The organism is Actinoplanes sp. NPDC048796 (genome assembly GCF_040650035.1).
Taxonomy (GTDB): domain Bacteria; phylum Actinomycetota; class Actinomycetes; order Mycobacteriales; family Micromonosporaceae; genus Actinoplanes.
The window spans coordinates 60157-85156 of sequence record NZ_JBEZGO010000006.1 but is presented as its reverse complement, the minus strand read 5'-3'; the positions used below and the strand labels follow the sequence as shown (position 1 = coordinate 85156).

The 25000-nt window shown below is 70.9% G+C and carries 23 protein-coding genes and 1 pseudogene; 9 read left to right on the top strand and 15 right to left on the bottom strand.

Annotation, left to right across the window (positions count from 1 at the left end; translation table 11 throughout):
* Window positions 1-21: 21 nt before the first annotated feature.
* Window positions 22-2385: a glycoside hydrolase family 3 C-terminal domain-containing protein gene (locus AB0C26_RS24765; protein WP_360251875.1), complete on the top strand. Its 2364-nt coding sequence runs from the start codon at window positions 22-24 to the stop codon at window positions 2383-2385.
* Here AB0C26_RS24765 and AB0C26_RS24760 read toward each other — a convergent pair.
* From AB0C26_RS24760 to AB0C26_RS24745, 4 genes are all read right to left on the bottom strand, one after another.
* Window positions 2382-2810 carry a response regulator gene (locus tag AB0C26_RS24760; protein WP_360251872.1) on the bottom strand — a complete coding sequence of 143 codons (429 nt, stop codon included), beginning with the start codon at window positions 2808-2810 and terminating at the stop codon, window positions 2382-2384. The genes AB0C26_RS24765 and AB0C26_RS24760 overlap by 4 nt on opposite strands.
* Window positions 2811-2850: 40 nt before the next feature.
* Window positions 2851-4581 (bottom strand): ABC transporter ATP-binding protein, encoded by a 1731-nt coding sequence (locus AB0C26_RS24755; RefSeq protein WP_360251869.1) that lies wholly within the window; start codon window positions 4579-4581, stop codon window positions 2851-2853.
* Window positions 4582-4672: 91 nt separating this feature from the next.
* Complete coding sequence (locus AB0C26_RS24750) at window positions 4673-6199, bottom strand: ABC transporter ATP-binding protein (protein ID WP_360251866.1); 1527 nt, start codon at window positions 6197-6199, stop codon at window positions 4673-4675.
* A gap of 566 nt (window positions 6200-6765) precedes the next feature.
* Entirely contained in the window at window positions 6766-7110 is a 345-nt protein-coding gene (locus AB0C26_RS24745) for a hypothetical protein (protein ID WP_360251863.1), read from the bottom strand.
* A gap of 443 nt (window positions 7111-7553) precedes the next feature.
* Between AB0C26_RS24745 and AB0C26_RS24740 the strand changes: the two genes are divergently transcribed.
* Both AB0C26_RS24740 and AB0C26_RS24735 read left to right on the top strand, forming a co-directional pair.
* Window positions 7554-7928, top strand: a complete 375-nt coding sequence (locus AB0C26_RS24740) for an S-adenosylmethionine decarboxylase (RefSeq protein WP_360251860.1) — start codon at window positions 7554-7556, stop codon at window positions 7926-7928.
* Window positions 7928-8767, top strand: coding sequence for a hypothetical protein (locus tag AB0C26_RS24735; protein ID WP_360251857.1), 840 nt, complete (start codon window positions 7928-7930; stop codon window positions 8765-8767). Before AB0C26_RS24740 ends, AB0C26_RS24735 begins: the two co-directional genes overlap by 1 nt.
* A 15-nt stretch (window positions 8768-8782) precedes the next feature.
* On the opposite strand, the gene AB0C26_RS24730 is transcribed toward AB0C26_RS24735, so the two are convergent.
* The 3 genes from AB0C26_RS24730 to AB0C26_RS24720 form a co-directional block, all read right to left on the bottom strand.
* Window positions 8783-9517, bottom strand: a complete 735-nt coding sequence (locus AB0C26_RS24730; protein ID WP_360251854.1) for a 16S rRNA (uracil(1498)-N(3))-methyltransferase — start codon at window positions 9515-9517, stop codon at window positions 8783-8785.
* 37 nt (window positions 9518-9554) lie between these two features.
* On the bottom strand, window positions 9555-10544 hold the full coding sequence (locus AB0C26_RS24725) for a hypothetical protein (protein WP_360251851.1): 990 nt from the start codon (window positions 10542-10544) through the stop codon (window positions 9555-9557).
* Window positions 10545-10615: 71 nt separating this feature from the next.
* A complete protein-coding gene (locus AB0C26_RS24720) occupies window positions 10616-11071 on the bottom strand; it encodes a carboxymuconolactone decarboxylase family protein (RefSeq protein ID WP_360251848.1) in 456 nt (151 codons plus the stop codon).
* A gap of 139 nt (window positions 11072-11210) precedes the next feature.
* On the opposite strand from AB0C26_RS24720, the pseudogene AB0C26_RS24715 reads away from it, so the two are divergent.
* A pseudogene (locus AB0C26_RS24715) lies at window positions 11211-11675 on the top strand (sigma-70 family RNA polymerase sigma factor); the annotation flags it as partial.
* 876 nt (window positions 11676-12551) lie between these two features.
* Here AB0C26_RS24715 and AB0C26_RS24710 read toward each other — a convergent pair.
* From AB0C26_RS24710 to AB0C26_RS24690, 5 genes are read right to left on the bottom strand one after another with little or no spacing between them, the layout of a single operon-like run.
* A complete protein-coding gene (locus AB0C26_RS24710) occupies window positions 12552-13514 on the bottom strand; it encodes a zinc-binding alcohol dehydrogenase family protein (RefSeq protein ID WP_360251845.1) in 963 nt (320 codons plus the stop codon).
* A complete protein-coding gene (locus AB0C26_RS24705) occupies window positions 13511-13873 on the bottom strand; it encodes a hypothetical protein (RefSeq protein ID WP_360251842.1) in 363 nt (120 codons plus the stop codon). Before AB0C26_RS24705 ends, AB0C26_RS24710 begins: the two co-directional genes overlap by 4 nt.
* Window positions 13870-14733, bottom strand: a complete 864-nt coding sequence (locus AB0C26_RS24700) for an extradiol ring-cleavage dioxygenase (protein ID WP_360251839.1) — start codon at window positions 14731-14733, stop codon at window positions 13870-13872. Before AB0C26_RS24700 ends, AB0C26_RS24705 begins: the two co-directional genes overlap by 4 nt.
* Window positions 14734-14735: 2 nt before the next feature.
* Window positions 14736-15515, bottom strand: a complete 780-nt coding sequence (locus tag AB0C26_RS24695; protein ID WP_360251836.1) for a citryl-CoA lyase — start codon at window positions 15513-15515, stop codon at window positions 14736-14738.
* Window positions 15500-16621 carry a CoA transferase gene (locus AB0C26_RS24690; RefSeq protein WP_360251833.1) on the bottom strand — a complete coding sequence of 374 codons (1122 nt, stop codon included), beginning with the start codon at window positions 16619-16621 and terminating at the stop codon, window positions 15500-15502. Before AB0C26_RS24690 ends, AB0C26_RS24695 begins: the two co-directional genes overlap by 16 nt.
* A 179-nt stretch (window positions 16622-16800) precedes the next feature.
* On the opposite strand from AB0C26_RS24690, the gene AB0C26_RS24685 reads away from it, so the two are divergent.
* The 3 genes from AB0C26_RS24685 to AB0C26_RS24675 all read left to right on the top strand — a co-directional run bounded on the left by AB0C26_RS24685 (window position 16801) and on the right by AB0C26_RS24675 (window position 19776).
* Window positions 16801-18237, top strand: a complete 1437-nt coding sequence (locus tag AB0C26_RS24685) for an amidohydrolase family protein (RefSeq protein WP_360251830.1) — start codon at window positions 16801-16803, stop codon at window positions 18235-18237.
* Between the two features lie 3 nt (window positions 18238-18240).
* Window positions 18241-19101, top strand: a complete 861-nt coding sequence (locus AB0C26_RS24680) for an IclR family transcriptional regulator C-terminal domain-containing protein (protein WP_360251827.1) — start codon at window positions 18241-18243, stop codon at window positions 19099-19101.
* A gap of 366 nt (window positions 19102-19467) precedes the next feature.
* Window positions 19468-19776: a hypothetical protein gene (locus AB0C26_RS24675; RefSeq protein WP_360251824.1), complete on the top strand. Its 309-nt coding sequence runs from the start codon at window positions 19468-19470 to the stop codon at window positions 19774-19776.
* Between the two features lie 258 nt (window positions 19777-20034).
* Here the strand turns inward: AB0C26_RS24675 and dnaJ are convergent, their stop codons facing one another.
* Window positions 20035-21177, bottom strand: a complete 1143-nt coding sequence (dnaJ, locus tag AB0C26_RS24670; RefSeq protein ID WP_360251821.1) for a molecular chaperone DnaJ — start codon at window positions 21175-21177, stop codon at window positions 20035-20037.
* Window positions 21178-21194: 17 nt separating this feature from the next.
* Complete coding sequence (gene hrcA / locus AB0C26_RS24665) at window positions 21195-22217, bottom strand: heat-inducible transcriptional repressor HrcA (RefSeq protein ID WP_360251818.1); 1023 nt, start codon at window positions 22215-22217, stop codon at window positions 21195-21197.
* 153 nt (window positions 22218-22370) lie between these two features.
* Between hrcA and AB0C26_RS24660 the strand changes: the two genes are divergently transcribed.
* On the top strand, window positions 22371-22925 hold the full coding sequence (locus tag AB0C26_RS24660) for a DUF4870 domain-containing protein (RefSeq protein WP_360251815.1): 555 nt from the start codon (window positions 22371-22373) through the stop codon (window positions 22923-22925).
* Window positions 22926-22958: 33 nt separating this feature from the next.
* Here the strand turns inward: AB0C26_RS24660 and hemW are convergent, their stop codons facing one another.
* Window positions 22959-24161 carry a radical SAM family heme chaperone HemW gene (hemW, locus tag AB0C26_RS24655; RefSeq protein WP_360251812.1) on the bottom strand — a complete coding sequence of 401 codons (1203 nt, stop codon included), beginning with the start codon at window positions 24159-24161 and terminating at the stop codon, window positions 22959-22961.
* 36 nt (window positions 24162-24197) lie between these two features.
* On the opposite strand from hemW, the gene AB0C26_RS24650 reads away from it, so the two are divergent.
* Window positions 24198-24977 carry an enoyl-CoA hydratase-related protein gene (locus tag AB0C26_RS24650; protein WP_360251809.1) on the top strand — a complete coding sequence of 260 codons (780 nt, stop codon included), beginning with the start codon at window positions 24198-24200 and terminating at the stop codon, window positions 24975-24977.
* Window positions 24978-25000 lie beyond the last annotated feature (23 nt).

Here is a 25000-nt window from a genome sequence, read left to right as displayed (position 1 = left end):
CACAGGGATGGGAGCGCTTCCATGGACGATGTCGAGCGGTTGCTCGGGCAGTTGAGCCTCGAGGAGAAGGTGTCGCTGCTGGCCGGGCAGGACTTCTGGTCGCTGCCGGCGATCGAGCGGATCGGGTTGCGCTCGCTGGTGATGTCGGACGGGCCGATCGGCGTACGCGGGACCGGCTGGGCCCCGGACGACCCGTCGGTCGCGCTGCCGAGCCCGACGGCGCTGGCCGCGGCGTGGGATGTCGAGCTGGCCGAGCGGGCGGGCCGGCTGCTCGGGCTGGAGTCGCGGCGCAAGGGCGTGCACGTGCTGCTCGGGCCGACGGTGAACATGCAGCGCACCCCGCTGAACGGGCGGCACTTCGAGTGCTACTCGGAGGATCCGCTGCTCAGCGGCGAGATCGCGGCCGGTTTCGTGCGCGGCGTGCAGGGCGAGGGCGTCGGCACGACGGTCAAGCATCTGGTCGGCAACGACTTCGAGACCGACCGGATGGAGGTCGACGTCCGGATCCCCGAGCGGGCGCTGCGCGAGATCTACCTGGCGCCGTTCGAGCGGGTCGTCCAGGAGGGCGGCTGGGGCGTGATGAGCGCCTACAACGGCGTGAACGGCCTCCCGATGGCCTCGAACGGACCACTCCAGCAGGGCGTCCTGAAGGACGAGTGGGGCTTCGACGGCGTCGTCGTCTCCGACTGGCGGGCGGCGCGCAGCACGGTCGACGCCGCCCTGGGCGGTCTCGACATCGCCATGCCGGCGCTGGAGAACCCGTGGGGCGGCAAACTGGTCGCGGCGGTGAAGAGCGGGCAGGTCGCCGAGGAGATCATCGACGACAAGGTCAGGCGGGTTCTCCGGCTCGCCCGGCGCGTCGGCGCCCTCGGCCCGATTCCGGCAAATCCCGATAAGTACGATGGCGACGCGGTGGCACACGAGGTCGCGGCGCGCTCGTTCGTGCTGGTCCGGAACGAGAACTACACCCTGCCGCTGGAAGCGGCGGCCCTGACCAAGGTCGCCGTCATCGGCGCCCTGGCCACCGACGCGCGGGTGCTCGGCGGCGGCAGCGCTCAGGTCTCCCCACCGCACACGATCTCTCCGCTCGACGGCCTCGCCCGCGCACTGTCCGGAGTGGACGTCGAATACGCGATCGGCGCCGACCCCCGCCCGTTCCTGCCGGCCGCCCACGGTCCGCAGTGGTCGGACACCCGCGTCACCGTCGGCAGCCACTCCTTCACGGTCAACCCGGCCGCCGTCCGCTGGATCGGCTCGCTGCCCGGCGGCCTCGACCCCCAGGACGTCGAGTCCATCGTGCTGGAGGCCACCTTCGTCCCGGACGTCGCGGGCGAGCACACCTTCGCCGTCTCCGGCTTCGGCACGTTCGAGCTGAGGATCAACGGCACGCTTCTGTACGAGGGTTCGCTGCACCCGCCGGGCACGGGCCGCGCCGACCTGCTGCTGTCCCCGCGCGAGCAGCGGGTCACCGTCGAGCTGGAGGCCGGCGTGCCGGCACCGGTCGTGCTGCGCCAGACCCTCGAACGCGGCATGGCCCACTCGGTCGCGACGACGCTCGGTCACCGCCCGCCGTCGCCGGACGCGGACGGGATGATCGAGGAGGCGGTGCGCCTGGCCGCCGGCTCCGACGTGGCGGTGGTGGTGGTCGGCACGACCGAGCAGGTCGAGTCGGAGGGCTTCGACCGGCGGTCGCTGGCGCTGCCGGGCCGGCAGGACGAGCTGGTGTCGCGGGTGGCCGCGGCCAATCCCCGGACGGTCGTGGTGGTCAACGCCGGCTCCCCGGTGCTGATGCCGTGGGCCGACCAGGTCGCGGCCGTCCTGCTCACCTGGTTCCCCGGTCAGGAGGCGGGCGCCGCCCTGGCCGACGTGCTGCTCGGCGTGGCCGAGCCGGGCGGGCGCCTGCCCACCACCTGGCCGCGCCGGGAGGAGGACTGCCCGGTGCTGGCGATCGAGCCGCGGGACGGTGTCGTGGCGTACGACGAAGGCGTCTTCATGGGTTATCGGGGTTGGTTGCGCTCCGGCGTGGCGCCTCTCTACGCCTTCGGTCACGGTCTGGGCTACACCTCGTGGCGGTACGACGAGATGGCCGTCAACGAGACCGAGGCGGTGGTGACCCTGACCAATACGGGCGCGCGGGCCGGCCGGGAGGTCGTGCAGGTGTACGTGGGACCGTCGCCGGTCGACCCCAACCGTCCGGAGCGCTGGCTGGCCGGTTTCGAGAACGTCGAGGCCCACCCGGGCGAGACGGTGACCGTGCGGATCCCGTTGCCGCCGCGCGTGTTCGAGATCTGGGACGGCGGGTGGAAGCGGCTGCCCGGCGAGTACCGGATCATCGCGAGCCGCGCGGTGGACGCTCCTCAGGTGACCGCCACCCTGAAGATCTAGCTGCCGCCCAGCAGCAGAAGACGCAGGCGGCGCAGCAGGTCGTCGGGCTTGAACGGCTTCACCACGTAGTCCCCGGCCCCGACGTGGAAACCGAAATCCACGTCGAGGTCGCGGGTGCGGCCACTGCACATCAGCACCGGGATGCCGTGGGTCGCGGCCGAGGCGCGCAGCTGATGGCAGACGGTGAGGCCGTCCAGGCCCGGCATGTCGATGTCGAGGATGACCGCGTCCGGGCGGTTGGCCCGGACCAGGTCCAGCGCCGTCACGCCGTTGTCGGCGGCGATCACCCGGAAGCCGGCTCGCTCGAGCTTGAACGTCATCAGGTCGCGGACGTCCTCGTCGTCGTCGGCCACCAGCACGACCGGGTCGTCGGCCGGCTTCCAGCTCGCCATGCCCGACCCATCCAGCTTGAACGACAACTTCATGGCCCCACCATCGGCTCCCGCCCTCCGGGCATGAGAGAAGTCAGCCGCGGCTCTGCCAGGCCGACCAGAGCGTGGCGTAGCGCCCGCCGGCCGCGACCAGGTCGTCGTGGGTGCCCTCCTCCAGCACCGAGCCGTGCTCCAGCACGATGATCCGATCGGCGCCGGCGGCCTGGGTGAGCCGGTGCGCGACCAACAGGGTGGTACGGCCCTTGGTGGCGCAGAGCGCGGACTCCTCCAGCTCACGCGCCCCGGCGCTGCCGGCCTCGGCCGTCGCCTCGTCGAGCACGGCGACCGCGGGGTCGAGCAGGACCAGCCGGGCCAGCGCCAGCTGCTGACCTTGGGCGGCGGTGAGCGGATGACCACCCTCGCCGACGATCGTGTCGAGCCCGGCGGGCAGGGCGCGGGCCCAGTCGAGCGCGCCGACCCGTTCGAGGGCGGCCTCGGCCTCCTCCCGGTCGGCGTCCGGTGCGGCCAGCCGCAGATCCTCGATCAGCGGCCCGGCGAAGACGTGGGTCTCCTGGCTGATGATCGCCACGATCCCGGGCGCCAACTGGTCGACCGGGACCCCACCGACAGCGGCCGTACCCGCCGAGGGCCGCAGAATCCCGGCCGCGATGGAGGCGACGGTGGTCTTGCCGGCACCGGTCGAGCCGACCAGCGCCACCCGCTCGCCGGGCGCGACCCGCAGGGTGATCCCGTCGAGCACCTTCACCCGGTCGTCGTACCCGAAGGTCACATTGTCGAGGGTCAGTTCGGCCGTACGCAGCGGCGCCGTGCCGGCCGGCGCCACCGGCAGCGTGCCCACCCCGACCAGGCGGGCCAGCCCGGCCCCGGCGGCTTGGATCTCGTCGAAGGTGAACAGGATCATCGAGATCGGGTTGAACAGCCGGTGGAAGAGCACGGCCGCGGCGGCGGTCTCACCGACGGTGACCCAGCCCGCCCGCACGAACCAGAACCCGGCCACCAGAATCGTCGCGAGGCCGAGCAGTTCGGCCCGGTTGATCCGCCCGACAAAGCGGGTGAAAAGCGTGAAAACCCCGACGGAGAGATCGCGGGCCCGGGCCGAGGCGTCGTCGATCGCGTTCAGGTGACGGCGTTCCAGCCGGTACGCGTGCACGGTGCGCACACCTTGAAGGCTCTCCATGAGCAGCTGCGACCGGGCCCCGATGGCGGAGCGCTCGGCCGCGTAGATCGGCGCCGACCGGGGCAGATACCAGCGAAGGGCGAGAAGATAGGACGGTACGGCGGCGAGCCCGGCCACCCCGAGCCGCCAGTCCAGCCCGAACATCGCGGCCAGGCTGAGCACACCGAGCAGAAGCGCCGAGATGACGGTGGGCAGAACTTCCCCGGCGGCGTTACCGACGGCGGCGACGTCGGCCCCGACCCGCGAGAGCAGGTCACCGCGCCCGGCCCGGTCGAGCGTCGGCCCCGGCAGCCGCAACGCGACCCCGACGGTCTCCTCGCGAAGCTTGGCCAGGATCCGCTCCCCCAGCCGGCTGACCAGGGCGGTGGTGGCCCCGGCGGCGACACCCCCGACGAGAGCGGCCACCACGACAAGCACAGCTATCGACACGAGGCTGGTGTGCGAGGCGTCATCCCGCACGAGATCGACCAACCGCCCCAGCGCGGTCACCGGAACCACCGAGGCCCCCGCCGCCACAAGCCCGACGGCCACGGTGAGCGCCAGTTCCCCTTTCCGCTCCCGCAACTGCCGGCAGACCCAGGCCCACGTCTCCCCGGTAGACGCGATCGGCAGAGAAGAATCGCTCACCGGAGCATCACCCTTCCCCACCCACCACCACGCTCGCCGCTTTGCAGTAGGCCGCCGCATCTCTTCATAGCGGACAAATCCGAATCACCCGTCATCGGAGGACCGCCGCGCGGTACGTCTCGTCTGTGGCGGCGAGCGACGCGTGTGTGCCGGTGGCGACCACCTCGCCGTCGCGGAGGACGACCACGCGGTCGGTGACAGCCAGCAGGGCGGGGCTCGTCGTGACCAGCAGCGTGCCCAGTGTCGAGCCCGGGCGGTGGCGCAGGTCGCGGATGCCGCGGGCGATCGCGTGCTCGGTCACCGCGTCCACGGCCGTCGTCGGCTCGTGCAGGACCAGCAGTTTCGGCTCGGCCAGGAGCGCGCGGGCCAGTGCCAGCCGCTGCCGCTGGCCGCCACTCAGTGCCGCGCCCCGGTCGGCGATCGCGTGGTCCAGGCCGTCCGGGTGGGCCGCTACAACGTCGTCCGCCGCTGATGCCGTCAACACGTACGGCAAATCAGATTTTTCGGGGTTTATGAGGTTCTGGCGGATCGTGCCGGAGAACAGCTCGGGATGATGCGGCGCGACCAGCACGTCGGGCGAACCGTCGTCGAAGAGCTCGACCAGGGCGGCCGCGTCGGACTCGACCACCACGCCGACGCATTCACCACCCCGTACCGAAGGAATCGGATTTTCTCCGGCCGGCGGGTTCTGCGGCGAGACGGTGAGCACCGAGGCGATCCGCTCGGCCGACGCCCGCGACGACGCGATCCAGCCGGGCGCCGCCGACAGCGTCCCGAACGGCTCGCCCAGGAACGCGGCCAGCCCGATCACTGTCACCAGCTCGCCCGGCGTGATCCGCCCACTCAGCGCGAACCACCCCGCCAGAATCGCGATGCCGCAGGCCAGAAGTGTGCTGACGGTCGACGAGGCCGCCTGGAACCGCCCCATCGTGCGGGCCGCCCGCAGCGTCGCCTCCAGCGACTCGCGGCTCACCTCGCGATAGCGGTGCGCTGCCGCCTCCTGCGCGCCGATCCCCCGTAAAGGCCGCAGACCGGTCACCAGATCGGTGGCCAGAGACGCCGCCCGCCCGGCCACCTCCTGCCGCGCCGCCACACGTTTCGTGATTCTCGGCGCCGCCCTTTGCAACGCCAGAAGCACCAGAGGTGTCCCTATGAGTACAACCAGTCCCAGCCGTACGGAGATGAGGCAGAGCCCGACCGCGGAGATGGCCGTGGCAACCAGCGCGCCGAACAGGCGCGGCAGATAGTCCAGCAGGTAGGAGGTGGTGTCCGCGTCGGTAGTCGAGATCGTCAGCACGTCGCCCGTACGCACCTCGGTGCGCGGATCGAGGACCTTCGCCGCGACCTCCAGCCGCAGCAGGTGAGCTTCGTCGGCGATGGCCCGCATCAGAAGGCGCGCGCCGAGTCGGTACGCCGTGGTCAGCGCCAGGAAGAGCATCCCCAGCACACCGACCCAGATCACCAGTTGCCCGAGATCGCGGGTCGCCACCGCCCGATCGACGATCACCCCGATGAGGATCGGCACCAGCGCCTCGCAGGCCTGGTGCACCCCGATGAGAAAGGTGCCGAGGGAAACCCTGCCCCGATTACGAACAAGCGCCCGCCACAGAATGTTCACGGCCGCCACCCGGCAGTCTGTTCGGCCGGCGTGGCGCTGATCGTCGCGAACCCGCCCTCGACCACGTCCGGGCCCTCATGCTCGCGTGCCGCGAGACTCACTGCTTCCTCCCCTGCCGCAACAGCTTCCATCGGAATAGGTCCCCTCCACCGGCAACCGCGCCGCCACGTCACGACGACCCGGGCGCACGGATGGGCACATGCGCCATCAGCGGCACGGCGTTCAAAGAGGCCAGACGAGACGCTTCGACCCGTACGCGTCCTAGCCGCTCACCGGCCCGAACGGTCGAAAGCCGTGCGCACGCAGCACGGCGCCCGGGCCGACGCTTCTCCAGCCGAGCCCGTTGGGCGTCCCCTGCCCACAGACAGCCGCCGACACGGCCATCCGGGATTCCACCCTCACGATGAACCAATGCGCCGGTGCCCGGCCCGGTCAGGGTTGCCGTCCGCGCGGCGACGGCCGAAGGTCGCACCGGCACGTGGGCGACCGGTCGCGGCACGATCGCGCGGCGCTCGAAATCACCGCTCATCCGCGAAAGGCTCCGCCCGGGCCGGCTTGATCCACGTTCATCGGGTACCGACCTTGGCCCGGCAGATCCCCGAGATCAAGACCAGAGCGCCCACGAAGGCGATCACGGGTCCCGGACGGCAGCTCGCCGAGCGGAAAAACGGGCCGGCCGGAGACATCGACCGACAGCTCGCCGCACCGCCCGACAAACCCTTCGGCGCCGCCGGTCGACGGCTCGCCAGACCAGATGGCGCGTCGACCGGCCCCATACGCAGACAGCCCGCCGAGCCGAATGACACCCCGGCCAGTGACGCGCGCCAGCAGCCCACCGAACCAAACGGCGCCTCGACCGGCACGATGCGCCAGCAGCCAACCGAGCCAAACGCCACCTCGATCAGCACCATGCGCCGGCAGCCGGCCGAACCGAATGGCACCTTGGCCGGTGATACGCGCCAGCAGCCTGCCGGGCCGAGTGGCGGGGTAGCCGGTGACGGGAGCCGGCAGCCCCCGGGACCCAATGGCGGGGTAGCCGGTGACGGGAGCCGGCAGCCCCCGGGACCCAATGGCGGGGCGGTCGATGTCGTGGGCCGGCGGCACAAGGGTCGCGCTGTGGATGGCGGCGGAGGCCCTCAAACCCGGGCCGCGCGGGGTGGCCGGGCGCGCGGATGTTGCGGAGCGCGTCAGAACCATGACGGAAGGCTAGCCTAACCAACTCGCTGCTTCGTGATCACGTTCATGTTCGTCGCCGTTGTGACTCTGTGTGATGAGAGCCGCTTTCACTCTCCGTAATTTCGTCCTATAGTAGGAGACGCCTGGTTGGTCCGATTAGCCCGTAAGGAACGCTCCCATGACGCTCCCCGCACTGCACGCCGACGCCACGTACCGTGACCTCGCTCCGATGATTCACCGTCAGCGACTGGTCGTGGAGGGTTACCCGACGTATGTGATCACCGCCGAGCACATCAAGGACTACCTGTCCCAGCTGTCGGTCGTGACCGACATGATCACGCTGATCGAGCCGGTGACCCACTGCAGCGACCTGTACGGCTGGGCCGGCTGGATCCACTGGGAGACCTCGGGCGCGCACTTCTACTCGTGGGAGCGCCCGATCTCGTTCTTCAGCGTCGACATCTACACCTGCAAGGCGTTCGACCCGGAGAAGGTCGTCGCGTTCACGGCCGAGTACTTCCGCACCACCGAGATCGTCGTGAAGGGCTTCTGATGTCGTACGCGCTCTCGTCCTCCGAGGTCAGCCTTCGCTGTGCCGCCGCCTTGGACGCGCACCCGTCGGCCGGCCGTTTCGTCGCCCTGGCCGTCGGCCCGTCCGATCCGCTGGCCGCTGTGGCCCGTACGGTCGAGCGGCAGGTCTTCGAGCAGACGTTCGGCAACGATGCCGACGAGATGGCCGCCGAATACGGCCCGTACGAGGAAAGCAGCCTTTTCTTCCTGGTCCTGGACCGGCGCACCGGCGTGCCGGCCGGCGCCGGACGGGTGATCGACGGCGGCGGCAAGACCCTCGACGAGGCGCCCGACCTGATCGGCAAGGACCTGTCCGAGATCGTCGCCACGCACCACATGCACGACGGCCGGATCTGGGACTTCGCCACGATCGGCGTCCTGCCGGCCTACCGGGGCGGCAAGTCGGGCCTGATGGTGAGTTCCCTGCTCTACCGCACCTTCCTCAAGGCGGGACACGGGGCCGGCGTACGTCATCTGGTAGCCCTCCTGGACCACCGCGCCCACCGCAACCTGGCCCTGCTGGGTGTCCCGTTCGTCCCGATGGCCGGCTCGGCCCCGTTCGCCTACCTGGGCTCACCGTCGACGATGGCCCTGCACGTCCCCTTCGCCGACATCGAGCCGTCCCTGGCCCGCCAGAGCCGCCTGCTCCGCCGCCTCGGCGCACCGTTCAGCGGCGAGATCCGCGCCAAGGGCCTCCGCCGCCTGATCATCCGCCGCCTCGGCGCCAAGATCTCCCACCAGGTCTCCACCGGCAGCGGCCTGGACGCCCACATCGCCCTCCCCGGCCTCGAGCGCCGCCGCCCGCTGGCCAAGCAGTCCTGACACCCGCGGCGGCGCCTACCAGCGCTGAAGCCGGGCGGACAGAACGGAGAGAGCGGCGACCCCGGCCGTCGACGTGCGGAGCACCTCGCGGCCGAGACGAACGGCAACTGCGCCGGCCTGTACGAAGGTGTCGCGCTCGGCGTCGCTGATGCCACCTTCGGGACCGACCACCAGGACGATCTCGCCTTCGCTCGGCAGGTCCGCTGTGGTCAGACGTTCCGTGGCCTCCTCGTGCAGAACGAAAGCCGCGGCCGCCGCGGACAGGCGTACGGCGACCTGCTTGGTCGAGCAGTCCGGATCGCCGCCGACCTCGGGCAGCCAGGCCCGGCGCGCCTGCTTGGCCGCCTCGCGGGCGGTGGACGCCCAGCGGTCCCGCGACTTGAAGCCCCGGTCCCCGCGCCACTGCGCCACCGAGCGGGACGCCGCCCACGGCACGATCTCGTCCACACCGATCTCGGTCATCGCCTGCACGGCCAGCTCACCCCGGTCGCCCTTGGCGATGCCCTGCACCACCACCAGCCGCGGATCGGGCGCGGCGACCTGCTCCCGCTCGACCACCTCGACGTCGACGCTGCCCTTGCCGACCGCGGTGACCCGGCCGGTCAGGCTGCCACCCCGCCCGTCAGCGAGGATCAGCGACTCACCGACCCGAAGCCGCTGCACGGTGGCGGCGTGGTGACCTTCGGGCCCGTCGAGCGTGCAGGTGGCCCCACCAGGCAGGACCTCAACCAGAAAGAGCGGCGCAGACACTCCCGCACGCTACCGAACCGCCCGCGCGCCCCGCCGCTCAGTCACCCTTCCCGGCGTCGGTGCCGTCGCCGTTCGTCCTGGGCGGCCTCCGATAGAGCCGTTCGATGTCGTCGTCGTACCGGGACGTCCCCTTCCCGCCCCATCCACCACCGCCGCCGGCCGCGCCGCCCGAGCCGCGACCGTCGTTCAAGCCCGCGATCGCCCCAGCGTCCGGCCCGCCACTTTCCGGCCCGCCACTTTCCGGCCCGCCGCTGTCCCGGCCGCTATCACGCGGGCCGCCACTGAACGGGCCATCACCGGCCGGGCCACCACGATCCGGGGCGTCCAGGGCCGGACCGGCGGCGCGGTCGTCGTGGACCGCGTCGATGCCGCCGCTGGCGCGGATCCGGGCCAGCGCGGCGTCCCACTCGTCCGGTCTGTCCTTAGGACTGCCCGCACCGGAGCGACCGGGGCGTGCCCCCACGAAGTAGTCGGCGTGCACGACGGCGGACCACGACAATCCGATCACGACGGCGAGTGCCGCCACCGCGCCCAGCCCCTGCGCGAAGTCTTCGAACCACTGGTACCAGGCCGGGTAGACGAGAGCCTTGATCTCGGCCATCCGGTCGGTCTGCGTCGTCCACGTCAGCGTCTCGTAGTAGTCCCGCAGGTAGCTCGGCTGGCTCGCGTCCGCCCCGACGCCCAGCATCCCGATCAGGAAGATCGCGAAGCCGATCCCGAGCGCCCAACTCCGCGCCCACTTCTGACCGCGGTGGATCTTCGGAGCCAGGAGCCCGTACGTCAAACCGGCCGTCCCCAGCACGATCAGCGTGACCGCCCCGTCGCCGTTTCGCAGGAGCGCGGGCTCGTTGATCCCGTACTCAATCTTGGTCTGTGTGATGACCGCGGTCAGCCGGGCCGCGTCGCCGGACGCCCACCACGTCAGATCGAGCACGCCGGCGGCGACCAGCAACACTCCGGCCGGCACCATCAGCCAGGCCAGCAGCGTGATCACCCGGACTCCGCGGGGGACGTCGCTCCCCGTCATGACGGCATGTTAGTCCGGTGAGCACGTCACGTTCCATGGCTGAATGGCCGATCGTCGCCGTTCCGACTCGGTCACCAGTTCTGCGGCGCCTGCTGCCGGGTCGTGACGTTGATGCGGTTGAACAGGTTGGTGGTGGCGATCCACAGCACGATCGCCGCCAGTCCGCTGTCGTCGAAGTGTTTCGCCGCCTCGTTCCAGATGTCGTCGGGCACCGCGTCGGCCCGGTCGGCCAGCCGGGTCGCTGCCTCGGCCAGGGCGAGCGCGGCTCTTTCGGCTTCGGTGAAGTACGGCGTCTCCCGCCACACCGCGATGGCGAAGAGCCGCTCGTCCGTCTCGCCGTTCTTGCGCGCGGCCCGCGCCCCAGAGTCGACGCACGGCCCACAACCGTTGATCTGACTCGCCCGCAGATGCACCAGTTCCAGCGTGCCGGCGGGCACGCCCGCCGAGTGTGCCGCCTTGTACAACAGGTTGATCGCCTTGACCGCGTCCGGAAGCAGTTCCGCCGGGTTCTCGATCCGCGCCTGCATGATGTCTCCTCCGACTTTCGTTCGGAACGCGTCACATCCGCGCGCTCTCATCCGTCGGCAGGTCGACGGACCGGACCGCCACACTGTGACCGATGTGGCGGCCGTCACATGTTCGTCACGGCCGCACGGGGAGGACACCATGGACGTGCACGACCACTTCGAGGCGAACCGGCCGAGGCTGCGAGCGGTGGCCCACCGCATGCTGGGCTCCACAGCCGAGGCCGAGGACGCCGTCCAGGAGGCCTGGCTGCGCCTGAACCGAACCGGCGCCGACACCATCGACAACCTCGACGCCTGGCTGACCACCGTCGTCGGCCGCGTCTGCCTGGACATGCTCCGCTCCCGAACCACGCGTCGCGAGGACGCGTACGAGACGGAACCTCCGGCCCACCACCCGTCCACCGACCCCGAACAGGAAACCGTTCTGGCCGACTCGGTGGGCCTGGCCTTGATGGTCGTCCTGGAAACCCTGTCCCCGGTGGAGCGTCTGGCTTTCGTCCTGCACGACCTTTTCGCCGTCCCGTTCGACGAGATAGCCCCCGTAGTCGGCCGCTCCCCCGAAGCCGCCCGCCAGTTGGCCAGCCGAGCCCGCCGCCGAATCCAGTCCCACACCAAGCCGCAGCCCACACCACCGCCCCACGCGACACCGCCCACCCCGGCACCGCCCCACGCGACACCGCCCACCCCAGCACCGCCGCGCGCGACGACGCCCACCTCGGCACCGCCCCGCGCGGCACCGTCGACCCCGGCACCGCCGCGCGCGACAACGCCCACCTCGGCACCGCCCCGCGCGGCACCGTCGACCCCGGCACCGCCCATCGCAATGGCCGAGACCGCGACTCCCGAAGTCGCCACGCCGGTGACCGGGCGGGCGTCCCTGAGACGTGATGCCGGGCGCCCCGCGTCCCACCGAACGGCCCCGCGCGACATCGTCGACGCTTTCCTGGCCGCCTCCCGGGCCGGCGATTTCGTCACCCTGCTGAGCCTGCTCGACCCCGACGTCCGCCTCCGCGTCGACGAGGCCGGCCGCAAGCTCGGCGCCCCCGCCGAGATCGACGGTTCGACCCTCGTGGCCCAGTTCTTCTCCGGCCGCGCCGCAACCGCCGTCACCGCCCTGATCGACGGCACCGTCGGCATAGCCGTCGCCCCCGGCGGCAAGACCCGGATAGCGGTCCGGCTCACTTTCGAGGCCGGTCAGATCACCGCGATGGACGCCATAGCCGACCCCACCCTCCTGTCCACACTCACCATCGAACCGCTCTAGAGATCTCCCCAAACCCGAGCAGCCCAGCATCCACTCCCCCGGGCGGGCCGCCTCCCGGACCGGCGCCGGGTGAGATGTGGCGGCACCTCACCCTTCGCTTGATCCGGGAGACGGGGATCGGGAGACGCCCGGTGACCGCGCGACTGGCGGAGGGAAGCGGACGGCGACGGCCGCGATCCGTGCAGTTCCCCCAACGCGTGATCGACATGCGGAGACTCAGAACGTCAGCACCATGCGGCCCCGAGCCTCTCCTCTCGCCTGCCTCTGCCATGCCTCGGCCACGGACTCGAACAGCACCACCTCGTGGTCGACGACCAGGCGCCCGGCCAGGGCGTGCCCGGCGATCACCCGCAACGACTCGGCCCGCTCGCCGGGCGACAGCCCGTTGTTGGTGTAGCCCATGATTCGCAGCGAACCCGCACGCAGCACCGCCGACTCGATCGGAGCCTCGGCGCCGGCCGCACTGCCCAGGTTGACCAGCCGCCCGCCCGGCCGCAACACGCGCAGCGCGGCCGCGGCCGGCACACCGAAGACCGGGTCGAGCACGAGATCGACCGGCCCGTCCGCGGCTTCCCGGAGCAAACCGGCCATAGTGGACACGTCGTCGCCGGGCGTGAACGGGACGGTCGCCGCCGCGCCGAGCTCCGCCGCCCGAGCCCGGGCATCCGCCCAGCGCGCCACCGCGATGACCCGGCGCGCACCGGCCAGCAGCGCGAGCTGCACCGCCGCCTGACCCACCACTCCCCCGGCGCCGAGCACGACGACCTGCTCCCCGGCGGCCAGTCCGCCGGCGCGGGTCAGAGCCGAGTGGGCCGCCACCGCCGACAGCCCGAGCGCCGCGATCAATGGCAGCGGCACCGCCGGCGGAAGCTCCACGACATCGTCCGCCGGCACCGCCACCTCGGCCGCCATGCTGCCGTCGCCCGGGCGCATGCCGGCGGGCGTGGCGAACCAGACCGGCGCCCCGTCCGCCCGGTGCCCCACGCCCTGCACGCCCGGCACGTACGGTGTGGCCGGCGTACCGAAGTAGCTCGTACCCGAGGCGCAGAGCAGGTCGAGCGGCGTGATCGGCGCGGCTGCCACAGTGATCGGCACGAGGCCGTCGCCGGGTGGCGGCGCGGGCCGCTCCGCCACCGCCGGCGGCAGCCCGCACACGGTCAGCACGGCCGCGCGGATCATGTCGCGATGTCCGGGTACGGCTGCGCGAAGTGGGCCAGCCGCATCCCGAACGCCTTCTGGTATTCCAGCGGCTCGGTGTTGTCCCGCTCGAACATCGCGATGAACAGCGTCAACGTGAGGAACGGATGGGCGCCCAGCTCGAACAGGCGCACGTGATCGTGCGCGATGAGCGCTTCCCGCTCGGCGTCGGAGAAGCGCAGCCACGTACTCGCCTCACCGGTGTGGCAGTTGAGCACCGAGTTGGCGCGCTCGGCCTCCCACCAGGTCACCATCTCGCGCGGTTCGACGCGGTAGCGCTCCACCAGCTCGGGGTCGCGATCCACTGTGTACAAAAACTTGTTCAGCAGGTATTTGCTCACGCCGGAACTCCGTTCGGATACCAGGTGAAGTACGCCTCCATGGTGTGGAACAGGTCGAGCGTGTCGACGTGATGGGCTTTCGCCCCCGCCCCGGCCACGCCCATCATCAGCATGAAGTCCATGAAGCCATGGGTGGCGTTGCCCGGCGAGTGCAGGCTGTCCAGCGTCACCTCGCGCAGGCAGTTGTCGAGGTCGCCGGAGGCGATCCACTCGACCGCCCGCCGGTCGAATTCCGGGTCGGGGCCGTGCGGCCCGAACTGCCGCGGGCCACCCAGCTCGAGCGACAGATGCCCGGTGCCGATGATCGCGACCCGCAGGTCGGACGGCCACTGCTCGACGATCTGCCGGATCGTCTCGCCCAGCTTCACGAAGCGCGAGGGTTGCGGCAGCGGCGGCGCGAAGATGTTGGTGTAGATCGGCACGATCGGCAGGTCGGCCTCGGGCCGCAGCGTGATGATCGGGCACGTGATGCTGTGGTCGATGCGCAGCTCGTTGCTGAACGCCAGGTCGAATCCGGCGTCCAGGCCGGCCCGCAGCACATGCGCCGACAGATCCTCCTGGCCCTTGAGCAGCATCCGCGGCAGGCCGAACTCGCGTTCCTCGTTGTACCAGTTCGCGTCGTAGAAGGGCGCCTTGCCGACCAGGAACTGCGGCATGTTGTCCAGCCAGAGCTGGTGGAAGTGGTCGGAGCCGACCATGACCAGCACGTCCGGGTTGGCCCGGGTGAGGGTCTCGCGGAATGCCAGGATCTTGCGGGTCCACTCGTCGGCGAAGGGCGGCCTGTCCTCCCCCGTCGCCGTGCTGGCCCGGTAGTAGAACGGGTGGTGGGTGGAGGCGATGACCGCGACGATGCTGGCCATAGTCAATCCTCTCGGGGTTCGTAGACGGCGTTGCGGTCGACGGTTTTGTAGATCTCCATGCCGAGCGGCCGGCGGCGTTCCTCGGCGAGATGCCCGAGCAGGCCGGCCGCCCGGGCCAGCAGGGCGAAGCCCCGCAACAGCTCGGTGGGCAGCCCCAGGTCGGCGAGGGCGGCGCCGCACACCCCGGCGCCGTTGAGCGGCAGCTTGCGCCCGAGCACCTGCGGATGGACCCGCCCGATGGCCTCGAACAGGCGCAGATGCGGCCCGCGCAGTCCCTCCTGCTCGGCGATCGCGATCAGCACGGGCGTACGCGGATCCTCGTCCTTGTGCACCGGGTGGCCGAGCCCCGGAACGAAGCGACCGTCCTGTTTGGCGCGGCGCACCGCCTCGAGCGCGATGACGTCGTAGTCGCGCTCGGTCCCGGCCTCGATCAGGGTGTCGGCGAGGAAGCGCCCGCAGTCCTCGGTGACCCCGAGGAACCGGGAACCGCCGCCGAGGAGCCCGGCGGCCAGGGCGCCCTGCAACGATTCCGGCGCGGAGAGGTACGTCAGGCGGGCGGCGATCGCGGTCGGGGTGAAGCCGTGATCGGCCAGCGCCACGAGCACCGCCTCGAAGACCCGCACCTCGCCCGGGGTGGGCCGGCGCCCGGCGACCAGCCAGTAGGCCAGCTCACCGAAGCCGACCTTGCCCATCAGATCGGCGGCGAGATCCTGTCCCAGCAGCGAGATGCTGGTCGGCGTCGACGTGCCGATGCCGGTCGGGAAGCTCAGCTCCTCAGCCACTTGCGGATCTCCTCGCCGTGCTCGTCCAGACCGGGCGGCGGCAGCTCGTACCGTGCCGGAGTGCCGGAAAACGTGATGGGGTTACGGACGCCGGGCACGTCGCCGACGGTGACGACGGGGTCGAGCCCGAGCTCCTCGGCCAGGGCCACTCCGCCGTCGATCGTGTTGATCGGCGCGCACGGCACGCCGGCCGCGATCAGGTCGCGGAACCACTCGTCCTTGGTTCGGGTCGTCAGCCGCTCGACGAGCAGCGGGCGCAGTTCGGCACGGTTGGCCGTACGGTCCTGGTTGCGGCCGAACCGCGGGTCGGACGGCAGGTCGGGCAGGCCCAGCACCTGGCACAGCTTGCGGAACTGCCCGTCGTTGCCGGCGATGACGATCAGCTCGCCGTCGGCGGTGGGCAACGGCTCGTACGGGAAAAGGCTGGGGTGGGCGTTGCCCATCCGGTAGGGCACCGTGCCGCCCGCGACGTAACCGCTGGAGTGGTTGACCAGGCCGGAGAGCGCCGAGCTGAGCAGGTTGACCTCGACGTGCTGACCGCGCCCGCTCTCGCCGCGGTGGTGCAAAGCGGCGAGGATGCCGATGTTGGCGTGCATGCCGGCCATCACGTCGAAGACCGAGATGCCGGCCCGGTAAGCCGGCCCGTCGGGGTCGCCGGTGAGGCTCATCAGGCCGGAAATCGCCTGGATCATCAGGTCGTACCCGGGCAGGTCGGCGCCGGCGCCGGACCCGAAGCCGCTGATGCTCGCGTAGACGATCGCCGGGTTGGCCGCGGCGACCGACTCGTAGTCGAGGCCGAAGCGGGCGAGGCCACCCGGGCGGAAGTTCTGGATCATGACGTCGGCCCGACGGGCGAGCTCACGCGCCGCGGCCAGGTCGCCGGGATCCTTGAGGTCGAGGGCGATCGAGCGCTTGTTGCGGTTGATGCCCAGGTAGTACGTCGAGACGCCGTCGCGGGTGGGCGGCATCCACGTGCGGGTGTCGTCGCCGCCCGGTCCCTCCACTTTGATCACCTGCGCGCCGAGGTCGGCCAGCAGCATCGTCGCGTACGGCCCGGCGAGGATCCGCGAGAAGTCCGCCACCAGCAAGCCGTTCAATGGTCCCATCAATCCCAACCGCCGTTCTACGGACACATGTCCGCCGGACCAGCCTCGACCAAGATCTGCATGCTGTCAACGCCCTGTTGATCTGCTCGAAACAAACCATTGACACCGCGAAGAGGGCGGGAGAAGACTGGCGCGAACTCGTTGTCCGCTTGACGGACGAGCGTCCGAGAGGAGCTGCGATGAGCACGAACAGCCGGCCGACCATCCTGCGTAACGGCCTGGTCCTGACCATGGACGACTCACACACCGTTCTTTCCGGGGCCGACGTGCTCGTGGTCGACGGCCGGATAGCCGAGGTCGGCACCGGCCTCACCGCGCCCGAGGGCGCCCTCGAGATCGACGCCACCGGCGGCGTGATCATGCCGGGCATGATCGACACCCATCGGCACATGTGGCAGACCGCCATGCGCGGCTACGGGGCCGACTGGACCCTCACGCAGTACTTCGTCTGGTACTACCTGGAATCGGGCAAGCTGTTCCGCCCCGAGGACATCCACGCCGGCAACCTGCTGGCCGCGATCGAGGCGATCGACGCCGGCGTCACCACCACCGTGGACTGGTCACACGGCCTGCAGACCGCCGATCACGCCGACGCCGCGGTCGACGCGCTCGAGGCCGTGCCCGGCCGGTTCGTCCTGGCCTACGGCAACATCCAGCAGGGACCGTGGGAGTGGGCGACCTCCGGCGCCTTCCGCGACTTCTACCGCCGGCGGGTCGACGGCGGCAAGCTCGCCGGGTTCCAGATGGCCTTCGACGTCACCGGCGACCCGGCCTTCCCGGAGAAGGCGGCCTTCGAGGTCGCCCGCGAGCTCGGCGTCGCCGTCACCACGCACGCCGGAGTCTGGGGCGCCACCAACGACGACGGCATCCGGCTCATGCACGAGAACGGATTCATGGGTCCCAGCAACGTGTACGTGCATGCCGCCACCCTCACCCACGACTCGTACAACCGGATCGCCGCCACCGGCGGCTCCGTCTCGGTCTCCACCGAGAGCGAGCAGAGCGCCGGTCAGGGCTACCCACCCACCTTCCAGCTGCGCCACCACGACATCCCGGTCTCGCTGTCGATGGACACCAGCGTCTGGTGGAGCGGTGACCTGTTCTCCGCGATGCGCACCACGCTCGGGGCCGACCGCTCGCGTGAGCACCTGGAGGCGCACTCCAAGCAGGAGACCGTGACACACGCCCACCTGCGGGCCGAGCATGTCGTCGAGTGGGCGACCCGGGGCGGCGCCCGCGCGCTCGGCCTGGACTCCCAGCTCGGCGCGCTCACGCCGGGACGGCAGGCCGACATCGTACTGATCAAGAACGACGCGTCACCCGTGATGTTCCCGGTCCTGCACCCGTACGGGCACGTCGCCTTCCAGGCGCAGCGCGGCGACGTGCACACCGTGCTGGTCGGCGGCCGGGTCGTGAAGCAGGACGGCCGGCTCGTCGACGTCGACCTGGCCGCCGCCCGGGCCAAGGTCGAGGCGACCGTCGACTACCTGCGCGAGACGATGGGTGAACAGGCCTGGCGGCGCGGGATGAACCCCGACGTGCCCGAGACGGCGATCCGTGAGAACCCGTACCAGTACACCGAGTGGGACGCCGGATCGGCGCAGTGGAAGCATTAGGAGATGACCGACACCGGAAGGGGCACGGGGCCTGACTTCATCGAGGCCCTCGCGCGCGGCCTTGATGTCCTGCGTTCCTTCCGTCCGGGCCAGCCGTCGATGACGCTGAGCGACATCGCGGCCGAGACCGGCCTGGCCCGGCCTACGGTGCGTCGCATTCTGCTCACGTTGGAGGCGCTCGGCTACGCGCGCAGTGAGGGCCGCGGCTTCGCGCTGACCCCGCGGGTGCTCGAGCTGGGCATGGCGTACGTCAACTCGCTGAACCTGTGGGAGGTGGCCCGGCCGCACATGGAGGAGCTGGTCGGCATCACCGGCGAGTCGACCTCGATGGCGCAGCTCGACGGCTGCGACATCGTCTACGTGGCCCGGGTGGCGGTACCCAAGATCGTGACGTTGGCGGTCTCGATCGGCACCCGGTTCCCGGCCCCCGCGACGTCGATGGGCAAGGTGCTGCTCGCCGCGAAGGAGCCCCGGGTGGTGCCCGAGATCCTGGCCGAGCACTCCCGGTCGGGCATCGTCGCGCGGTACCGGCCCACGCTCGACGTCTTCATGACGGCGCTCCTGGAGGTGCGGGCTCGCGGCTGGGCGCTCGCCGACCAGGACCTGGCGCCCGGGATCAGGTCCGTCGCCACGGGCGTGCGCGACGGCAACGGCCAGGTCATCGCGGCGATCAACGTGACCGTGCACGCGGCCGAGACGTCGGTCGAGACCCTGGTCCAGAAACACCTGCCCCACCTGCTGCGCACCGCCGCCGACATCAGCGCCGACTACGCCCGCCTGGCCGCCGTCCCCACCACGACGGTCGCCGCCGCCGCCATGACCGACGCCGCCTCCGCCACGATGGACGCCGCTTCCCACTACTGACGCCACCTCCACCGCGACGGCGCCGCCCCCACACCACGACCGGCGCCCGTCCCTACACGACGACCGGCGCCGCCCACACCACGACAGGCGCCCGTCCCTACACGACGACCGGCGCCGCCCGCGCCACGACAGGCGCCCGTGCCCACGTCACCACCCGTCCCGCCCCGTCACGACGGGCGCCGTACCGACGTCCCCACCCGTCCCGCCCCGTCACGACGGATGCCGTCGCGCAATGACCGGGGACGTCCGCGCCGGGATCGAGGGCTGCGCCCGGGCGTTGGCGTTTGGGCCGGTCGCGCTTCCAGACTGTGCTAACGGCCGCTTGGGGCGGGCCATCGGCGGGTATGAGTGAATTTCATGAAGGTGGTGTCTGAGCTCTTCGAACCCGAGCCGCCACGCTGGGGCCTCCGGGGTGATCCATGGGTGTGGCGGGCGATGGCCGAGCGGCTCGCCACGACCTATCTACCGCCGTCCCTCAGTGAGGTCGAGCGGCTGCTCTACGCCGAGTTCGACCGCCTGGTCAGCGTCAACCTGGCCTCCGAGACCACCGCGTGGGTGGTCCGTGAGGAGTTCGCCCACGGTGGGCCGTCCAGCGGAGCCGTCCACCTGGACATCTGGCGAGCGGAGCTCATCCCCCTGCTCCTCGACCGAGCCAGCAGCCGAGTAGGCGGCTGACCGAAGGACCACGACCGAGCCAGCAGCCGAGTAGGCGGCTGACCGAAGGACCACGACCGAGCCAGCAGCCGAGTAGGCGGCTGACCGAAGCGCCACGACCGGGCTAGGGGTTTGAGCGCGACCACTCACGCACGTCGCCCGGGTGGGGTGAGCGTTCTGGGCGCGCAGCGCCCTGCTCGCCCCGCCCGGGCCCTCGGCGGGAGCAGCGATCTGTACGCCCCACCCCGCTACGACATCCTGCCTTTGACCTGGAAAGGCTCAGTGGCCGTTGAAGGCGTCTCGCATGCGGCTGAAGAAGCCGCCCTGCTTGCTGAGCTCGGCCACGTCCTCGCCTCGGGTCTTGGCGAAGTCGCGCAGCATGCGTTCCTGGTCGGCGGTCAGCTTGGTCGGGGTCTTGACGTCGAGGTGGACGAACAGGTCGCCCCGGCCCTGGCCCCTCAGGTGGGGCACGCCCTTGCCGCGGATGCGCAGCGTGCTGGCCGGCTGGGTGCCGGATTTGACCTCGATGGCCTCTTCGCTGTCCAGCGTCTTGATCGTCAGGCGGGTGCCCAGCGCGGCCGCGGTCATCGGCAGCGTCACCCGGCAGTGCAGGTCGTCGCCCTTGCGGGAGTAGACGTCGTGCGGGCGCTCGTGGATCTCCACGTACAGGTCGCCGGGGGTGCCGCCGCCGGGGCCGACCTCGCCCTGCTGGGCCAGGCGGATGCGCATGCCGTCCTCGACGCCGGCCGGGATCTTCACCGTCAGCGAGCGGCGGGTGCGCACCCGGCCGTCGCCGGCGCAGGTCGGGCACGGGTGCGGGATGACCGTGCCGTGGCCCTGGCAGGTGGCGCAGGGGCGCGACGAGACCACCTGGCCGAGGAAGGTGCGCTGCACGCTCTGCACCTCGCCGCGGCCACCGCACGTCTCGCAGGTCGCCAGGTGGGTGCCCGGCGCCGTGCCCGCGCCCGAGCACTGGGTGCACAGCACCGCCGTGTCGACGGTGATCGGCGCCTCGACGCCGAAGGCCGTCTCGTTCAGGTCCAGCTCGAGCCGCAGGATCGCGTCCGCTCCGGGCCGGGTGCGGGGGCGTGGGCCGCGGCCGCCGCCGCCCGCCGCCGAGCCGAAGAAGGCATCCATGATGTCCTGGAAGCCGACGAACGGGCCGCCGGCCCCGCCGGGTCCGCCGGGACCCATGCCGCCGCCGGGCGCGAGCGGGTCGCCGCCCAGGTCGACGATCTGGCGTTTCTGGTCGTCGGACAGGACCTCGTACGCCGCGTTGATGTCCTTGAACTTCTCATGCGCTTCCGGGTCCGGGTTGACGTCCGGATGGTACTGCCGAGCCAGTTTGCGGTAGGCGCGCTTGATCTCGTCGTCGGTGGCTTCCCGGCTCACGCCGAGAATGCCGTAGTAGTCCTTGGCCACGGGCTCCGCAATCCTCGTCAATTTTGTGCTAGAAGGTCGCCCACGTAGCGTGCCACCGCGCGCACGGTCGCGATGGTGCCGGGGTAGTCCATCCGGGTGGGGCCGAGCACACCGAGCCCACCGACGATCGTCGCACCGGGGCCGTACCCCGTGCTGACCACGGACGCCGACCGCAGGTTGTCGATCTCGTTCTCGTCGCCGATCCGGACCCGCGTGGTGCTCGGTTCCAGGTCGCCGATCAACTTCAGCAGGATGACCTCTTCCTCGAGGGCTTCGAGGACCGGGCGGAGGGTGCCTTGGAAGTCCAGCACCCCACCTCTTGTCAGGTTAGCCGTACCCGCCAACGCGAGGCGTTCCTCACTGCGCTCGACCAAGGTCTCGAGGAGCACCGAGGCCAGGCACGCCATCGTGGCCCGGCTTTCCGGCGCGCAGTCGTCGACCAGGCCCTGCACCAGCGGTGGGGTGTCGGCGAGTTTCTTGCCGGCGAGCTTCTCGTTGACGCGGCGGCGCAGGTCGGTGACGTCCTCGGGCGGCACCGGGCCGGGCAGCTCGACCAGCCGCTGCTCGACGCGGCCGGTGTCGGCGATCATCACCAGCATGAGGCGCGTGGTGGAGATCGGCACCAGCTCGAGGTGACGCACCGAGGAGCGGGCCAGCGACGGGTACTGCACGACCGCGACCTGGCGGGTGAGCTGGGCGAGCAGGCGCACCGTGCGGTGCACGACGTCGTCCAGGTCGACGGCGCCGATCAGGAACCGCTCGATGGCTCGCCGCTCGGCCGGGCTCAGCGCCTTGACCTTGGAGAGGCGGTCGACGAACAGCCGGTAGCCGGCGTCGGTGGGCACCCGGCCGGCGCTGGTGTGCGGCTGCCGGATGTAGCCCTCCTCCTCCAGCACCGCCATGTCGTTGCGCACAGTGGCCGGGGAGACGCCCAGCTGGTGGCGCTCGACCAGTGCCTTGCTGCCGACGGGCTCCTGGGTCTCGACGTAGTCCTCGACGATCGCCCGAAGCACTTCGAGCTTGCGGTCATCGAGACTCATATGACCCCTCCCCCACTGCTTTGGCACTCCGGATGACAGAGTGCCAGTCTACGTCGCCGCGGACGGCAGCGCGATGATCGAGTGCGGATGAATAGACAGGGCATCAGCATGTCGCCCTCGACCGCATTGAAGTGCGGCCCTACCGTGTCAGCCATGACTGAACCGCCTCGTCCGCCTGGTGAACCGAACCCGAATGACCCCACCAGGCCGTTCAACCCTTATGCGGCTAACGACCCGACTTCCGGATCGACACCGCCGCCGTACACCCCGCCGCCGGGTTACGGCCCGCCGCCCGGATATCAGCCGCCCCCGCCGGGCTACCAGCCGCCTCCCCCGGGTTACCAGCAGGGATACGGCGGTGCTCCCACGCAGGACGACCGCACGTGGATCCTGGTCGCCCACTTCGGCGGGGCCGCGGGCGCGTTCCTCGGCGGTGGCCTCTCCGGCTGGATCGCGCCGCTGATCTCGCTGCTGGCCAAGGGCAACCTGTCGCCGTCGGTGCGCGCCGAGTCGGTGAAGGCGCTCAACTTCCAGATCACCTGGGCGATCGTCACCCTGATCGGCTGGGTGACGTCCTGCATCGTCATCGGCTTCATCATCATTCCGGTGGCCGCGCTGATCGCCATCATCTTCGGCATCATCGCCGGTGTGAAGGCGAGCAACAACGAGCCGTACGACTATCCGATGTCGTTGAAGCTCATCAAGTAGCCGAGCCGGGCACGGGGGCCCGGCGTTCCACAGTCAGACGACGTCGCGAATCACGGCGTCGGCCAGCAACCGGCCACGCAGGGTCAGTTCCAGACGCCCTTTCTCGTACGCCCGGGCGTCAAGCAAGCCGTTGGCCAGGGCCTGCTTGGCGCCGACCTGGTCGACCCGGTCGAGGGCGATGCCGTCGCGCAGCCGCACGCGCAGCATGACGTCCTCGACGTGCCGGTCCTCGTCGGTCAGCAGCTCGCGCGCGTGACCGGGCGAGACACCTTCGGCCAGCCTTTGCGCGTACGCCGTGGGGTGCTTGACGTTCCACCAGCGCACCCCGCCGACGTGGCTGTGCGCGCCCGGCCCGAGACCCCACCAGTCGGCGCCGGTCCAGTAGAGCAGGTTGTGCCGGCAGCGGGCCGCGTCCGAGGTGGCCCAGTTCGACACCTCGTACCACTCGAAGCCGGCCCCGCTCAGCTGCTGTTCGGCCGCCAGGTAGCGGTCGGCGGCGACGTCGTCCGAGGGGTACGGGATCTCGCCGCGCCGCATGCGGGCGGCCATCCGGGTCCCGTCCTCGACGATCAGGGAGTACGCGCTGACGTGGTCGACACCCGCGTCGACGACCGCCCGCAGCGACGCGTCGAAGTCCTCCGCCGTCTCGCCCGGCGTCCCGTAGATGAGGTCGAGGTTGACGTGCTCGAACCCGGCTTCGCGGGCCTCGCGGGCGGCCTGCGGCGCGCGGCCCGCCGTGTGCTTGCGGTCCAGGATCCGCAGCACCGCGGGCGCCGCCGACTGCATACCGAGCGAGATCCGGTTGAAGCCGTGCTTTCGCAGCGTCCTCAGATACGACAGATCAACAGATTCCGGATTCGCCTCAGTGGTCACCTCGGCGCCGGGCGCCAACCCCCACGTCTCATCGATCCCGGCGAGGATCCGCCCGAGATCGTCCGCGCTCAGGAGCGTCGGCGTTCCGCCGCCGAAGAACACCGTGTCCACTTTTTCGGGATTTACGGCTTTACTTGCCAGCCTCAACTCGCGCAGAACCGTTTCGGCATACGCCTCCCGGCTGCCCCCGCCGCCCAGCTCCGACGCGGTATAGGTGTTGAAATCGCAGTAACCGCATCGAGAAGCGCAGAACGGCACGTGGACATAGACCGCGAATCCGTTCTTGCCGGCCTCAGCCGTCGCGGTCGCGGGAAGCGACCCGTCGGAAGGAACAGGTAAACCATCGGGAAGTGCGCCGGCCATCCCTCAAGTGTGCACGCCGCCCGTTAGGGTGCCGCCATGGCTCTGGTCCGTACCGTCACCGACGCCGGGGTGACCACCATGACCCTGGACAGCCCGGCGAACCGCAACGCACTCTCCACCCCCCTGATGCGCGAGCTGCTGGACGCGCTGGCCGAGGCCGTGACCGACGCCTCGGCCCGGGTCGTGGTCCTCTCGCACACCGGCCCCGTGTTCTGCTCGGGCGCCGACCTCAAGGAGACCGCCGAGGCCCGCGAGACCGGCCGGGTCCCGGCCGAGCTCCTGGCCGACGTCCTGGCCGCGCTCTGGGAGTTTCCCAAGCCCGTGGTCGCGCGCGTCGGCGGTCCCGCCCGCGCCGGCGGGCTCGGCCTGATCGCCGCCGCCGACATCGCCGTCTGCACGACCGAGGCGACGTTCGCCTTCTCCGAGGTACGCCTCGGCGTCATCCCGGCCGTCATCAGCGCCACCGTGCTCCCCCGCCTGGCGCCGCGCGCGGCGGCCGAGCTCTACCTCACCGGCGACGTCTTCGACGGCGCCCGGGCGGCCGAGATCGGCCTGGTCACCGCGGCCGTCGAGGCCACCGATCTGGACGCCTCGATCGAGCGGTACTGCGCCGGGCTCGTGCGCGGCGGGCCACTCGCCCTCGCGGGCGCCAAACAACTTCTCCGCCGTACGCCCAAGGAAAGCGTCCGCGAGGAGCTCGCAGAACTCTCTCAGCGTTCGGCCGGATACTTCCGCTCGGCCGAGGGCCGCGAAGGTGTCGCCGCCTTCCGGGAGAAGCGCGACGCCGCCTGGGTCCCAGCGACCGGTCAGCAGTGACCAGGTAGTGGTGATCTCGTTGA

Excerpts from the sequence above, each read along its gene's own strand:
- AB0C26_RS24765 (WP_360251875.1), top strand. The coding sequence starts at position 22 with ATGGACGATGTCGAGCGGTTGCTCGGGCAGTTGAGCCTCGAGGAGAAG.
- AB0C26_RS24760 (WP_360251872.1), bottom strand. The coding sequence starts at position 2,810 with ATGAAGTTGTCGTTCAAGCTGGATGGGTCGGGCATGGCGAGCTGGAAG.
- AB0C26_RS24745 (WP_360251863.1), bottom strand. The coding sequence starts at position 7,110 with ATGGTGCTGATCGAGGTGGCGTTTGGCTCGGTTGGCTGCTGGCGCATC.
- AB0C26_RS24740 (WP_360251860.1), top strand. The coding sequence starts at position 7,554 with ATGACGCTCCCCGCACTGCACGCCGACGCCACGTACCGTGACCTCGCT.
- AB0C26_RS24735 (WP_360251857.1), top strand. The coding sequence starts at position 7,928 with ATGTCGTACGCGCTCTCGTCCTCCGAGGTCAGCCTTCGCTGTGCCGCC.
- AB0C26_RS24725 (WP_360251851.1), bottom strand. The coding sequence starts at position 10,544 with ATGACGGGGAGCGACGTCCCCCGCGGAGTCCGGGTGATCACGCTGCTG.
- AB0C26_RS24720 (WP_360251848.1), bottom strand. The coding sequence starts at position 11,071 with ATGCAGGCGCGGATCGAGAACCCGGCGGAACTGCTTCCGGACGCGGTC.
- AB0C26_RS24710 (WP_360251845.1), bottom strand. The coding sequence starts at position 13,514 with ATGATCCGCGCGGCCGTGCTGACCGTGTGCGGGCTGCCGCCGGCGGTG.
- AB0C26_RS24700 (WP_360251839.1), bottom strand. The coding sequence starts at position 14,733 with ATGGCCAGCATCGTCGCGGTCATCGCCTCCACCCACCACCCGTTCTAC.
- AB0C26_RS24690 (WP_360251833.1), bottom strand. The coding sequence starts at position 16,621 with ATGGGACCATTGAACGGCTTGCTGGTGGCGGACTTCTCGCGGATCCTC.
- AB0C26_RS24685 (WP_360251830.1), top strand. The coding sequence starts at position 16,801 with ATGAGCACGAACAGCCGGCCGACCATCCTGCGTAACGGCCTGGTCCTG.
- AB0C26_RS24680 (WP_360251827.1), top strand. The coding sequence starts at position 18,241 with ATGACCGACACCGGAAGGGGCACGGGGCCTGACTTCATCGAGGCCCTC.
- hrcA (WP_360251818.1), bottom strand. The coding sequence starts at position 22,217 with ATGAGTCTCGATGACCGCAAGCTCGAAGTGCTTCGGGCGATCGTCGAG.
- AB0C26_RS24660 (WP_360251815.1), top strand. The coding sequence starts at position 22,371 with ATGACTGAACCGCCTCGTCCGCCTGGTGAACCGAACCCGAATGACCCC.
- hemW (WP_360251812.1), bottom strand. The coding sequence starts at position 24,161 with ATGGCCGGCGCACTTCCCGATGGTTTACCTGTTCCTTCCGACGGGTCG.
- AB0C26_RS24650 (WP_360251809.1), top strand. The coding sequence starts at position 24,198 with ATGGCTCTGGTCCGTACCGTCACCGACGCCGGGGTGACCACCATGACC.